Consider the following 13,896-nt stretch of genomic DNA (forward strand, 5'->3'; position numbering starts at 1 on the left):
GGTCATATTTTAAGAAAATTTTGCAAATTTTTGACTAAAAATATATGATTAAGCACTATTTTGATATAAAGGACATGAAAATGAATAATGCGTTAACACACCGAGTAGATGAAATTCTTGATTTAATGGGTAAACATTGGCGTAAAGAGCCGGATTTATCTTTGATGGATTTTTTACATCAATTAGCGAAAGAAGTTGGCAAGCCAGATGATTTAACGGCGTTGACGGATGAAGTCTTGGTTTATCAATTAAAAATGCGTGGCACGAGCAGTGATACGGTTATTCCTGGTATTCAAAAAGATTACGAGGACGATTTTAAAACGGCATTATTAAGAGCACGTGGAATTTTAAAAGATTAGTGTTGTCAATGTAAGACATTTATTTTTAAGGAAGCAAAATGAAAAAATTATTATTAAAAAGTAGCCTTGTGGCGTTATTAGGTCTAGCAAGTTTTAATGCAACAGCGTTTGAACCAACTTTAGGCAAGGATTATATTGAAGTCAGCCAAGCCCCTGTGGCACAAAAAGAAGTGGTTGAGTTTTTCTCTTTCTACTGCCCGCATTGTTATAACTTTGAAATGGAATATAAAATTCCAAGTTTAATCAAGGAAAAATTACCAAAAGACGTGACGATGAAGCAATATCACGTGAGTTTTTTAGGTAAGGAAGGAAAAGACTTAACGCGCGCATGGTCACTTGCAATGGCAATGGGCGTAGAAGATAAAGTAAAAACCCCGTTATTTGAAGCGGTGCAAGGGCATAAAATCAATTCAATGGATGATATTAGAGCGTTGTTTATTGAAAATGGGATTTCAGCTGAGCAATTTGATGGTGGAATCAATAGTTTTGCTGTGAATGGATTGGTGAAAAAGCAAGAAGATTTAGCAGAATCGTTAAATGTTCAAGGTGTGCCAGCTTTCTTCGTGGATAATAAATATCAAGTAAACAATGAAGGTTTCTCTGATGTGAAAACGAACGAAGAATTTATTCAGCGTTATATCGATATTGTGCTGTCTCTTACAGAAAAGTAATTCTTAGAAAGTAAGTCATTTTAAACTATTTCGATGCATAAGAAAAACTTATGCATCGGAATAGTTTTTTTATTTGATAAAGATCATAATTTATAATGTAAACGGTTGCTTTTTATCAATAAGGTTGTAATATTGCCGTAACAATCATTTTAGTTAAGGTTGTCAGATGATTATTGCGGAGCAAATACAACATAAATACACGGAAAGAGTGCTGATGCCAACTTTTTGGGCTGATGGCTTTTTTTGGCATTTGTATTTCATATGCTTAGATATGATACGTTCCGTTCCTTTTTCCTCCTTATCTTTGCTACGCACCTTTATTTCTCAACTAACAACCTTCTCCTTTTTATTTTCAATATTAAATAATCTCCCTTTACGCATATTGCCTTTTTTTACTTCACTATTGTTATCTATATTTAACAAGGCTTATTTATGCGTAATACTTAACAATGATAGGCAGGATTTATGGTAACGGAATTAGTATCACAAGCAGAAATAGACGCTTTTTTTAATGGGCAGCACTCAAACCCCTTTGCTGTGTTAGGTATGCACGAGACAGATAATGGCATCGAAATTCGTACATTATTACCTGATGCGACACGGGTGTTAGTGATTGAGAGAGAAAATCAGCAAATTTTATTCGAATTATTACCGCTTGATGAACGTGGTTTTTTTGCGGGAATCACACCAGATACCCATTCTTTTTACGATTATCAATTACAGGTTTTTTGGGGTAATGAATCCCAAATAATTGAAGATCCTTACCGTTTCCATTTGATGGTGGATGAATTAGATAACTGGCTGCTTTCTGAAGGTTCGCATCACCGTCCTTATGAAATTTTAGGGGCTCACTTTACAGAATGTGATGGTATTTCAGGTGTGGTTTTCCGTCTTTGGGCACCGAATGCGAAACGAGTTTCAGTGGTGGGGGATTTTAACTATTGGGACGGTCGTCGTCATCCAATGCAAAAACATTTTGAAAGTGGGATTTGGGAGCTGTTTTTACCCAAAGTGTCACTTGGGCAGTTTTATAAATTTGAACTGATTGATTGTAATGATCAACTTCGTTTAAAAGCGGATCCTTACGCATTTAGTTCTCAATTACGTCCTGATACTGCATCGCAAGTGAGTATGTTGCCAGAAATTGTGCCAATGACAGAACAGCGTCGTAAGGCAAATCAATCCGATCAACCGATTTCTATTTATGAAGTCCATTTAGGTTCGTGGCGTCGTAATCTCGAAAATAATTATTGGCTTAATTACGATCAAATTGCTGATGAGCTGATTCCTTATGTTAAAGAGATGGGCTTTACCCATATCGAATTTTTACCTCTTTCAGAGTTTCCTTTTGATGGCTCGTGGGGTTATCAGCCAATTGGATTATATTCTCCAACGAGTCGCTTTGGTTCACCAGAAGGATTTAAACGTTTAATCGAGAAAGCACACAAAGAAGGCATAAATGTGATTTTAGATTGGGTACCTGGTCATTTCCCAAGTGATACACACGGTTTAGTGGCGTTTGATGGCACTGCATTATATGAACACGCAGATCCAAGAGAAGGTTATCATCAAGATTGGAATACGCTGATTTATAACTATGGCCGTAATGAAGTGCGTAATTTCTTAGTAAGTAATGCGTTGTATTGGTTGGAATGTTTTGGCTTAGATGGGATCCGTGTTGATGCAGTGGCGTCAATGATTTATCGAGATTATAGCCGTAAGGAAGGAGAATGGATCCCAAATCAATATGGCGGACGTGAAAATTTAGAAGCAATAGAATTTTTAAAACAAACCAACTATTTAATCAATAAAGAGATGAATGGTGCAGTTTCTTTTGCGGAAGAGTCGACCTCTTTTGCAGGCGTAACCCACAGTTTGGAAAATGGTGGGCTAGGCTTTAATTTTAAATGGAATATGGGGTGGATGAATGACACTTTATCCTATATGCAAAAAGATCCGATTTACCGCAAGCACCATCATAATCAAATGACTTTTGGAATGATGTATCAATACAGTGAAAACTTTGTATTGCCCCTTTCTCACGATGAAGTGGTACACGGAAAATCCTCTTTATTGGGCAAAATGCCGGGCGATACTTGGCAGAAATTTGCAAATTTACGTGCTTATTATGGCTATATGTGGGGTCACCCAGGTAAGAAATTGCTCTTTATGGGTAATGAATTTGCACAAGGGCGTGAGTGGAATTATCAAGAAAGTTTGGACTGGTTCTTATTAGATGAGCAACAGGGTGGTGGCTGGCATAAAGGGGTGCAGGATTTTGTTAAAGATCTTAATCATACTTACCAGCAAAACGCTCCATTATTTGAATTAGATTGTGATCCAAATGGCTTTGAGTGGTTAGTGGTTGATGATGCACAAAACTCTGTATTTGCCTTTGAGCGTCGTAGCCGTAATGGCGAGCGAGTTATTGTTATCAGTAACTTTACCCCAGTTCCACATAATGAATATCGTATTGGTGTCAATGAAATGGGGACATATACGGAGATTTTAAATTCTGATGCTCAAGTTTATATGGGATCAAATATCGGAAATTTAGGTAGAGTGGAGGCCGAAGCTATTGGCTCTCACGGAAAAGCACAATCTATTAAGGTTACTGTTCCGCCATTGGCAACAATCTATTTAAAATTAAGTTAGTAAGGTGAGTAAAACTAAGAGAACATTTCTCTTAGTTAAAAGTGGATAGAATGAAAAAGATAACATTAGGGAAGCCGTATCCTTTAGGCTGTACCCTTAGACCTAAAAAAGGATTTAAAGGATTCAATTTTGCTATTTTCTCTTCAAAAGCGGTGGCAGTGGAACTGTGTCTTTTTGATGAAAATAATTGGCAAGAAATTCGTTTACCGATGTATGAAACAGATGATATTTGGCACATCTGGTTATCGGAAGTGAATCACGGAATGAAATATGGCTATCGTATGTATGGCGATGGCTTAAATCCAAATAAATTGATTCTTGATCCTTATGCTAAAGAGGTGATCGGAAAGCCGGATCTGAGTAGTACGGAAAAAAGATCGTGGTTTTTATTAGATGATCCAAGAGATAACGCCCACCTTGCACCTAAAGCGGTCATTTTTGAAGATAAATTTGCGTGGCAAGATGATCAAGCTCCAAACATTGCTTGGGCGGACACCATTATTTATGAAGCAAATGTAAAAGGATTAACCAAATTACGTGAAGATCTGCCAGAAGATATTCGAGGCACTTATGCTGGCGTGGCTCACCCTAAAATGATTGCTTATTTAAAAGAGCTAGGGATTACGACCTTAGAGCTATTGCCTATCAATTATCATTTAGATGAACCGCATTTACAGGAAAAAGGGTTACAGAATTATTGGGGCTATAATCCACTGGCGATGTTTGCGGTAGAACCAAAATATTGGTCGGGAAGAAAAGGCACCTCACCACTTTCAGAATTTAAAGCAATGGTACAAGCTTTGCATAAAGCGGGGATTGAAGTGGTACTTGATGTGGTGTTTAACCACAGTGCAGAATCGGAAAAACATTTTCCTACGTTTTGTCAGCGTGGTATTGATGATGAAACCTATTATTGGCGGAATGATCAAGGGGAATATATCAATGCAACGGGCTGTGGCAATATGCTCAACGTCTCTTCTGATATTGGGCGTCGTTGGGTGATTGATTGTTTAAGATACTGGGTTGAAGAGTGCCACGTAGATGGTTTTCGCTTTGATTTAGCACCCACCTTAGGGCGAGAAACACCGGCGTTTAATCCGAATGCAAAATTATTTCAAGAAATTGCCGAAGTACCGAGCTTACAGAAATGTAAATTTATTGCCGAGCCTTGGGATATTGGTGAAGGGGGTTATCAAGTCGGGAATTTCCCTGTCTATTTTTCAGAATGGAATGATCATTTCCGTGATGATATGTGCCGTTTCTGGCTTCAAAAAAGTGGCAGATTAGATATGTTTGCTCAACGTTTTGCAGGTTCGAGTGATATTTATCGACGAGAGGGATACCTACCCCACAATTCTATCAATTTTATTACTGCCCACGATGGTTTTACCCTTAGAGATTTGGTGAGTTATAACCATAAGCATAATGTTGCCAATGGCGAGAATAATCGTGATGGACGAGATGAAAATTACAGTAACAATCAGGGGTTTGAAGGTTCATTAGGGGCATCCTCAACCGTAGAAGCAATGCGTTTAGTTCATTGTTGTGCATTACTAACCAGCCTATTATTAGCAAATGGGACACCAATGTTGCTGGCAGGCGATGAATTTGGTAATTCGCAATATGGTAATAACAATGCCTACTGCCAAGATAATGACATTGCGTGGCTGAAATGGAATGATTTTCAGCAAACGTTTTTTGAGCTAACAAAACAGATAATTACGATACGTAAAGCTTTACCAAAGACATTAAAAGATAACTGGTGGCAACTCAATGAGGTGCAGTGGTTTAATGTTGAAGGGCATTTGATGGATATTACAGATTGGCACAATGTAGAAAAAAAAGCATTTCAAATTCAATTAGATAATCAATGGCTATTCGTCATAAATGGAAAAGCAGGTTTACAGCAATTTCAGTTACCAGAAGGCGAATGGCAAGCGGTCATATTTGATCCAAAATTTACATTAAATGGAAAAATTTTTGATGTAGAAGATGTGTCATTTTCTATTTTGAAGAAAGTATTTCATTAACAAATTGAATTCAATGGTGAATTTAAGAAAAACAAGGAGTGACTATGAGTAGTATGACAAAATCCCCAAATAAATATGAAGTGGTAAAAGACACACTAGTGCTGATTTTAGCCGGTGGTAGAGGGTCTCGTCTTCATGAACTAACGGATAAGCGTGCAAAACCAGCCCTTTATTTTGGTGGTAATCGTCGCATTATTGATTTTGCATTATCTAATTGTATTAACTCTGGGCTAAACCGTATTGGCGTTGTGACCCAATATGCCGCCCATTCATTGTTACGCCATTTACAAAAAGGCTGGTCTTTTTTGCCACAGGAACGAGGCGAATTTGTAGATATGTTGCCCGCTCGTCAGCAAATTGATGATTCAACGTGGTATCGTGGTACAGCAGACGCCGTTTATCAAAATATGGCGATTTTGCGTAATCATTATCGCCCGAAATATGTGCTAATTTTGGCGGGGGATCATATTTATAAACAAGATTATAGCCAAATGCTACTGGATCATATTTCAAGTGGGGCAAAATGTACCGTTGGCTGTATTGAAGTAGAACGTAAAATTGCCTCCGAATTTGGTGTGATGGCAGTTGATGAAAACTTAAAAGTGAAATCTTTTGTGGAAAAACCAGAAAATCCTCCTGCGATGATTGGTCGACCTGATATGTCTCTTGCTTCAATGGGAATTTATGTGTTTGACGCAGATTATTTATATGAAGTGTTAGAAAAAGAAGTGGAAACCCCTTACACCTCCCACGATTTTGGTAAGGATATTTTACCGCGTACTTTAAAAGAAGGTGTATTGTATGCACACCCATTTAGCCGTTCTTGTATGGGACGTAATACGGAAGGTGAAATTTACTGGCGTGATGTGGGGACATTAGACAGCTTCTGGCAATCAAATATTGATTTAGTTTCTGAACATCCGCAACTAGATATTTATGATCAACGTTGGCCAATTCGTGGTAATCCAATTCAAGCCTATCCTTCAAAATTTTTCTATAAAAAAGCCAATTGCAAGGCGGTGGATAATTCATTGATTTCTGGCGGTTGTGTGATTACTGACGCTGAAATTAGTCATTCGGTACTGTTTGACCATATTATTGTAAAAGAAGGTTCAACGGTAGAATATAGTGTGATATTGCCACAGGTGACTATCGGTAAAAATTGTACATTAAGAAATTGTATTATTGATCGCCATGTCGTTATTCCGGATGGTACGGAAATCGGTGTAAATTTAGAAGAAGATCGTCAGCGTTTTAGAGTGAGTAGCTCGAGTAAAGTAGTTTTAGTCACTAAGCCGATGATTGAAAAGTTACAAGGTAAAAAAATCGCTCATGAAGAGCATTTAGATTAAAGTGATTATTTGAATGAATTTGTAGAGGTGAGAAATGGCTTGCCTCTACAATATTGTTTTTATATTAGCAAGGAAATATTAAAAGGATAAATTAAATGAGAGTATTACACGTTTGTTCAGAGTTATATCCCCTTTTAAAAACTGGTGGGTTAGCTGACGTGATCGGTGCGTTACCTTTCGCACAGAAAGAAATTGGTATTGATGCAAGAATAGTATTACCCGCCTACCCAGCCATTATGACAGGCATACCGAATACAGTAATTGTGCATGAATTTGATAATTTTGCGGGACATATCGTATTACGTTATGGCGAATATAATGGTGTTGGGATTTACTTAATTGATGCACCACATTTATATGCTCGTGAGGGCAATCCTTATTATGGTGAAAATTATCAAGACTATGCGGATAATTATAAACGCTTTGCCTTGTTAGGTTGGGTAGGGGCAGAGCTAGCAACAGGATTAGATAGCTGGTGGCGTGCAGAAGTGGTTCACGCCCATGATTGGCATGCAGGTTTAGTGAGTGCCTATTTAGCGCATAAGGGTCGTCCGGCAAAATCTATTTTTACGATTCATAATTTGGCTTATCAGGGTAATTTTTCAGCTCATCATTTATATGAAATTGGCTTGCCGAGTGAAATGTTTAATATCAATGGATTAGAATTACACGGTCAAATTTCTTATTTAAAATCAGGGCTTTATTATTCTGATAAAGTCACAGCGGTGAGTCCAACCTATGCGAAAGAGATTACCACACCAGAATTTGGTTACGGCTTAGAAGGTTTACTCACAACATTAACGCAGCAAGGTAAATTATTTGGTGTGCTCAATGGTGTGGATGAAACGATTTGGCATCCTAATAATGATCCTTATATTCAAGATCATTATAAACTTAAATTTATGACCAAAAAACGTCATAACAAACAGAAATTACAATCTTATTTTAATCTACCACAGCAAGCAGAGGCATTGTTATTTGTAATGGTGACACGCTTAACGGAGCAAAAAGGGGTGGATTTATTGATTGAGAGTGCCGAAGAGATTGTCAAACAAGGTGGGCAACTTATTATTCTTGGATCAGGGGCGGCAGAATTGGAGCAGAGCATTGATGAACTTGCAACACGTTATCCTGAAAATATTGCGGTGAGAATTGGCTATGATGAAGCATTATCTCACTTAATTATTGCCGGTGGCGATGTGATTTTAGTTCCTAGTCGTTTTGAGCCTTGCGGATTAACCCAATTATACGGCTTGAAATATGGCACTTTGCCATTAGTTCGAGCAACAGGTGGATTAGCGGATACCGTCGTCAATAGTACATCAGAAAATATAAAATCACGCACGGCGACGGGGTTTGTATTTGATGAAGCAACCTCAGAAGCATTAAGCCAAGCGATAGGCAATGCCTTTACATTGTGGCAGAAACAACGTTTATGGTTTAGCGTACGAACTGTTGCAATGGAGCAAGATTTTAGTTGGAAGATTGCAGCAGAAAATTACAAACAGTTATATCAATAATTAAAAAAACATAAAAGTATCTATTTTTATATATTCAAAATTGGAGGAGAAGCAAATTATGACAAATAACATTCAATTTCCCTTTTTATATAATCATTTGAAAGATGACGCAGAGACGTTAAAAAATATGATTGTATATAAGTTGATTTTTCTTATTGGACGCTCACCAAAAGAAGCAAGTCAACGAGATTGGTTAAATGCAACCTTATATGCGGTACGCGACTTAGTCACAGAAGGTTGGATTTCGACAGCACATCAAGCGAGAAGTGAAGAAACCAAACGAGTTTACTATCTTTCAATGGAGTTTCTGATCGGACGTACTTTATCTAATGCCTTAATTGCAGAAGGAATATATGAACTGACCAAAGACGCTTTAGCCAAATTAGAGGTTGATTTAGAAGATGTATTAGAGAAAGAGGTTGATCCAGGTCTTGGAAATGGTGGGCTTGGTCGTTTAGCAGCTTGTTTTATGGATTCTATTGCAACCTTAGGTATTCCAGCAATGGGATATGGTATTCGCTATGAATATGGAATGTTTCAACAGACGATTGAAAATGGTCGCCAAGTAGAAACACCAGATGCTTGGTTGGAAAAAGATGCACCTTGGGAATTTATTCGCCCTTCAAAACGTTTTAATATTCGTTTTGGCGGACATATCTATTTTGAAGGTAAAAAATGCATTTGGAATAATGATGAAGAGCTAGTTGCTCTTGCTTATGACCAAATGATACCAGGCTATCAAAATGATTCAGCTGCCACATTACGCTTATGGAGTGCACATGCTGGAGACACGTTTGACTTAAGTGACTTTAATAAAGGTGACTATTTTGGTGCAATTGAAAAACGTTCTACCATTGAAAATGTCTCTCGCGTGCTTTACCCTGATGATTCAACTTGGGCAGGACAAGAATTACGTTTACGCCAAGAATATTTCTTAGTTTCCGCATCGTTACAAGATATTTTAAAACGCCATAAACGTACTCATAAAACATTAGATAATCTTGCTGATAAAATTGCGATTCACCTAAATGACACCCACCCAGCACTCGCCATTCCTGAATTGATGTATATTCTCATTGATCAAGAAGGCTATGAATGGCATAAAGCGTGGCAAATGTGTTGTAATATCTTCTCTTATACTTGCCATACGTTAATGTCAGAAGCATTAGAAACGTGGCCAGTTGAAATGATGGCAAAAATTTTACCTCGTCATTTACAAATCATTTTTGAAATCAATGAACATTTCTTAGATCACGTGCGTGCCAATATCACCTCAGATAATGATTTTGTGCGTCGTGTTTCTCTGATTGAAGAAGGGCATGCTAGAAAAGTGAGAATGGGCTGGTTATCTGTTGTAGGATCACATAAAGTAAATGGAGTCGCTGCAATTCATTCCGATCTAATGGTTAGCTCAACCTTTGCTGATTTTGCTCGAATTTATCCAGAACGTTTTACAAACGTCACAAATGGTATTACGCCTCGTCGTTGGATTGCCGTAGCAAACCAAGACTTATCCGCATTGTTTGATAAATATATTGGTACAGAATGGCGACGTGATTTAGGGCAGCTGGAAAAATTAAAATCACACCTACACGATAGCGAGTTACAACAAGCGATTCCACAAATTAAACGTGCTAATAAAGAGCGTTTAGCAAGCTATGTTAAAAAAGAGCTAGGCGTTGAAATTGATCCAAATGCACTTTTTGATGTACAGGTAAAACGAATTCACGAATATAAACGTCAAATTTTAAATGTATTACATATTGTTGCTCGTTATAATGAAATGATTGCGAATCCTGAAAAAGCGTGGACACCACGTGTATTTATTCTTGCAGGTAAAGCTGCCTCTGCTTATTATACAGCGAAACAGACAATTAACTTAATTAACGACGTTGCGAAGGTTATCAATAATGATCCTCGCTTAAAAGGTCGTTTAAAAGTTGTCTTTATTCCAAATTACAGCGTGAGCCTTGCCCAAATAATTATTCCTGCAGCGGATATTTCAGAGCAGATTTCTCTTGCAGGAACAGAAGCATCTGGGACAAGTAATATGAAGTTTGCTTTAAATGGTGCATTAACATTGGGTACACTCGATGGTGCAAATGTTGAAATTTTAGAGAATGTTGGTGAAGAACATATCTTTATTTTTGGTAATACGGTTGAGCAAGTCGAAACCTTACGTAAAAATGGCTATCATCCTTTTGAGATTTATCAGTCTGATGAGCAACTACGCACTGTGATTGATCAACTCTCAAGTGGCTATTTCTCCCCTGAAGAGCCAAATCGTTATCAAGATCTGTTGAATGGATTAAAATCTTACGATTACTATCAAGCATTTGCTGATTTCCGTAGTTATGTTGAAACACAAAAATTAGTGGACCAGAAATACCAAAATCAACAAGCGTGGGTAGAAAGTGCATTACAAAACATTGTAAATATGAGTTTCTTCTCATCAGATCGTACAATTGCGGAATATGCAGAGAAAATTTGGAAAACAATGCCACTTAAATTAAGTAAATAATTTTTGAAAATTAGATAATCGCACCAGAAGTTACCTTTTGGTGCGATTTTTTATGTTAAAATTTTGTTTTAATAACAAATATTACGTTTTATGACATCTAATAAAGTTAATCAAATATTATTTAACGCACTTACCCCCTCAAATGGAGGACGCCTATCTAAAATCGTCAATGGAATCATTATTTCTACCATTTTAATTACTGTTGTATCTATCATTCTTGAATCAGAGCCAAGTATCAGAATACAATATAGTCACTGGTTTTATTGCATTGAAATCGGTTCAACCCTCTTATTTACCCTAGAGTATATCGCACGTTTATATGTTATCCCTCTTGATAAGGAATATTGTCATCTTTCTCCTTTCAAAGCACGTTTAAAATATGCAACCTCCTTTTTTAGTGTGATTGATTTATTGGCGATTATTCCTTTTATTGTTTCATTTTTCTTCGTAGATCTTAGAATACTTCGTTTATTGCGATTAGTGCGAATTTTTAAGTTAACACGTTATAACACCGCAATGAACACCTTATTAAGCGTGATCAAACAAGAAGCAAATGCATTTTTATCCGTGATTTTTATTTTGATGATTATTCTTGTGATTGCCGCAAGTGGTGTGTATTACTTTGAACGTACTGCACAGCCAGAGCATTTTGGCAGTATTTTAAAATCAATGTGGTGGGCAATGGTCACCTTAACGACGGTTGGTTATGGCGATGTATTCCCAATCACCCCAATGGGAAAATTATTTAGCTCCGTAATTATGGTAATGGGGATTGGCTTAGTTGCATTGCCTGCGGGTATTCTGGCATCAGGTTTTTCTGATAAATTACATAAAAATCAAGATCAGTATCGTAAAGCAGTAAAAATTAGTTTAAGAGATGGAAAAATATCTAAAATAGAAAGAGAGCTGTTAAAAGATATTCAATTAAAAAATAATTTATCCGATGAAGAAGCTGAAGACATCGAGAGAATGGAATATCAGCGAATAGAAGAGGAACATTATAAACATTGCCCACATTGTGGAAAATCCCTTGAACATCAATTCTAATACAAGGGCAGATTACTGCCCTTATTGACTCAAAAAATCCATCGTCTTTTGACACATTTTACCATCATAAAAAAGGTCTAAAACCTGTTTAAACACATTGTTTTCATCCGTTGAAACCGCACTAAAAAGCGTCATGCAGGATTGTAATTTCAGATTATCTGGAAAGCCTAAAATCTGCAACGGATCTGTATCTCTGTGTTTAAGTAATTCGGTGGTAATGGCAATCAAGCGTTGCCCAAGAATAGGGTGCTGTAAATAATTTTTTGCTTCTGTAACGTTTTCAATCGCAAACTGTTGTGCCATTTTACTTTTGCCCAAACCCTGACATTGCGGAAAAATAAACCACATCCAATGGGAACGTTTTTTACCTTGCTGAATTTCTTGTAATGCTCGCTCATAATAGTGAGCTTGTGCTTCTAAAAAAATCGCTGTTTTCATTCTCGTTAATCGTAATAAAAAAGGGCAAATACTCAACATATTTGCCCTTATTAAATAAGAAATTATTTACCTAGCGTATCAAAAAAACGTTTTACGCCGTCAAAAAAACCGTCGTGTTTTGGACGATGTTTTTTATGTCCTTCAAGGGTTTCTTCTAATTTTCTAAGTAACTCTTTTTGCTCGTCCGTTAATGAAACAGGGGTTTCAATCGTCACTTTACAGATTAAGTCGCCTGCATAACCACCACGAGGAGAAGGTACGCCTTTACCACGCACACGGAATAATTTCCCTGTTTGAGTTTCAGCAGGTACTTTTAATTTTACTCTGCCTTCAAGGGTTGGGACTTCAATTTCACCACCGAGAGCTGCCATCGTAAAGCTGATTGGCACTTCACAATAAAGGTTTGAACCGTCACGCTCAAAAATATCGTGTGGTTTAACGTGAATGACGACGTATAAATCGCCCGCTGGTGCACCGTGTTCGCCTGCTGCTCCTTCGCCTGATAAACGAAGTTGGTTGCCTGTATCCACGCCAGCTGGAATAGTAACAGAAAGATTGCGAGGTTTATTAACACGTCCTTCGCCATAGCAAGAATTACATTTTTTCTCAATTTTCTTACCGCTTCCGTTACAGCTTGGACAGATTGCTTCTGACACAAAGAAACCTTGCTGACGGCGAATGCGTCCATTTCCGTGACAGTGCGAACAGGTATAAACTTTTGAGCCTTCTTCTGCACCACTACCGTGACAGCGATCACATTGGGTTAAGGTTTGAATGCGAATATCTTTTTTAACCCCACGCACCGCTTCTTCAAGGGTAATTTCAAGGTTATATTGTAGATCATCGCCACGCACCACGCGTGAACGTCCACGACCACCGCCGCCGAACATTTCACTGAAAATATCCTCAAAGCCACCAAAACCACCGCCGAATCCACCTGATCCGCCACCAAAACCGCCTTGTTCAAAGGCTTGGTGTCCGTATTGATCGTACATTGAGCGTTTTTCTTGATCGCCTAACACTTCATAGGCTTCTTTGATCTCTTTAAATTTTTCTTCTGCTTCTTTACTGCCTTGGTTTTTATCAGGGTGGTGCTTCGCCGCCAAACGTTTATAAGCACGTTTGATTTCTTGCTCGCTCGCCCCTTTGTTTAAACCAAGGATTTCGTAATAATCTTTTTTTGACATTGTTTTGACCTAATTATAAGCGGTAATATTTTGATAAAAATTTGCAAATTTTCGCTAAAAAATACCGCTTTGTTTTATAGTAAATTAAAATCATTGCTAATCATTTTATTAAACTA

General features: G+C 37.5%; 10 protein-coding genes. 8 read left to right on the forward strand and 2 right to left on the reverse strand.

The window, feature by feature from the left end:
- The first annotated feature begins 80 nt into the window (after positions 1 to 80).
- From DYE60_RS09115 to DYE60_RS09150, 8 genes are all read left to right on the forward strand, one after another.
- Positions 81 to 359 (forward strand): YihD family protein, encoded by a 279-nt coding sequence (locus DYE60_RS09115; RefSeq protein WP_115316281.1) that lies wholly within the window; start codon positions 81 to 83, stop codon positions 357 to 359.
- 38 nt (positions 360 to 397) lie between these two features.
- Complete coding sequence (dsbA, locus tag DYE60_RS09120) at positions 398 to 1,030, forward strand: thiol:disulfide interchange protein DsbA (protein WP_115316282.1); 633 nt, start codon at positions 398 to 400, stop codon at positions 1,028 to 1,030.
- A gap of 465 nt (positions 1,031 to 1,495) precedes the next feature.
- Positions 1,496 to 3,685, forward strand: a complete 2,190-nt coding sequence (gene glgB / locus DYE60_RS09125) for a 1,4-alpha-glucan branching protein GlgB (RefSeq protein ID WP_115316283.1) — start codon at positions 1,496 to 1,498, stop codon at positions 3,683 to 3,685.
- A 50-nt stretch (positions 3,686 to 3,735) separates the two neighbouring features.
- Positions 3,736 to 5,715 (forward strand): glycogen debranching protein GlgX, encoded by a 1,980-nt coding sequence (gene glgX / locus DYE60_RS09130; RefSeq protein ID WP_115316284.1) that lies wholly within the window; start codon positions 3,736 to 3,738, stop codon positions 5,713 to 5,715.
- 44 nt (positions 5,716 to 5,759) lie between these two features.
- The gene (glgC, locus tag DYE60_RS09135) at positions 5,760 to 7,067 is read left to right on the forward strand and encodes a glucose-1-phosphate adenylyltransferase (protein WP_115316285.1); all 1,308 of its coding nucleotides are present in this window, start codon (positions 5,760 to 5,762) and stop codon (positions 7,065 to 7,067) included.
- Positions 7,068 to 7,162: 95 nt separating this feature from the next.
- A complete protein-coding gene (gene glgA / locus DYE60_RS09140; RefSeq protein WP_115316286.1) occupies positions 7,163 to 8,587 on the forward strand; it encodes a glycogen synthase GlgA in 1,425 nt (474 codons plus the stop codon).
- Positions 8,588 to 8,645: 58 nt separating this feature from the next.
- Positions 8,646 to 11,108 (forward strand): glycogen/starch/alpha-glucan phosphorylase, encoded by a 2,463-nt coding sequence (locus DYE60_RS09145; protein ID WP_115316287.1) that lies wholly within the window; start codon positions 8,646 to 8,648, stop codon positions 11,106 to 11,108.
- A gap of 90 nt (positions 11,109 to 11,198) precedes the next feature.
- The gene (locus tag DYE60_RS09150; protein WP_115316288.1) at positions 11,199 to 12,155 is read left to right on the forward strand and encodes an ion transporter; all 957 of its coding nucleotides are present in this window, start codon (positions 11,199 to 11,201) and stop codon (positions 12,153 to 12,155) included.
- A gap of 21 nt (positions 12,156 to 12,176) precedes the next feature.
- On the opposite strand, the gene DYE60_RS09155 is transcribed toward DYE60_RS09150, so the two are convergent.
- Together DYE60_RS09155 and dnaJ are read right to left on the reverse strand one after the other, a co-directional pair.
- Positions 12,177 to 12,593 carry a DUF1810 domain-containing protein gene (locus DYE60_RS09155; protein WP_115316457.1) on the reverse strand — a complete coding sequence of 139 codons (417 nt, stop codon included), beginning with the start codon at positions 12,591 to 12,593 and terminating at the stop codon, positions 12,177 to 12,179.
- Positions 12,594 to 12,655: 62 nt separating this feature from the next.
- Positions 12,656 to 13,780, reverse strand: coding sequence for a molecular chaperone DnaJ (gene dnaJ, locus DYE60_RS09160; protein ID WP_115316289.1), 1,125 nt, complete (start codon positions 13,778 to 13,780; stop codon positions 12,656 to 12,658).
- Positions 13,781 to 13,896: the final 116 nt, after the last annotated feature.

The sequence above is a fragment of the Phocoenobacter uteri genome (assembly GCF_900454895.1).
Classification (GTDB): Bacteria; Pseudomonadota; Gammaproteobacteria; order Enterobacterales; family Pasteurellaceae; genus Phocoenobacter; species Phocoenobacter uteri.

Bases quoted from the DNA above. Each gene is read 5' to 3' on its own strand.
- dsbA (WP_115316282.1), top strand. From the start codon at position 398: ATGAAAAAATTATTATTAAAAAGTAGCCTTGTGGCGTTATTAGGTCTA.
- glgX (WP_115316284.1), top strand. From the start codon at position 3,736: ATGAAAAAGATAACATTAGGGAAGCCGTATCCTTTAGGCTGTACCCTT.
- DYE60_RS09145 (WP_115316287.1), top strand. From the start codon at position 8,646: ATGACAAATAACATTCAATTTCCCTTTTTATATAATCATTTGAAAGAT.
- DYE60_RS09155 (WP_115316457.1), bottom strand. From the start codon at position 12,593: ATGAAAACAGCGATTTTTTTAGAAGCACAAGCTCACTATTATGAGCGA.
- glgC (WP_115316285.1), top strand. From the start codon at position 5,760: ATGAGTAGTATGACAAAATCCCCAAATAAATATGAAGTGGTAAAAGAC.
- dnaJ (WP_115316289.1), bottom strand. From the start codon at position 13,780: ATGTCAAAAAAAGATTATTACGAAATCCTTGGTTTAAACAAAGGGGCG.
- glgB (WP_115316283.1), top strand. From the start codon at position 1,496: ATGGTAACGGAATTAGTATCACAAGCAGAAATAGACGCTTTTTTTAAT.
- DYE60_RS09150 (WP_115316288.1), top strand. From the start codon at position 11,199: ATGACATCTAATAAAGTTAATCAAATATTATTTAACGCACTTACCCCC.
- glgA (WP_115316286.1), top strand. From the start codon at position 7,163: ATGAGAGTATTACACGTTTGTTCAGAGTTATATCCCCTTTTAAAAACT.
- DYE60_RS09115 (WP_115316281.1), top strand. From the start codon at position 81: ATGAATAATGCGTTAACACACCGAGTAGATGAAATTCTTGATTTAATG.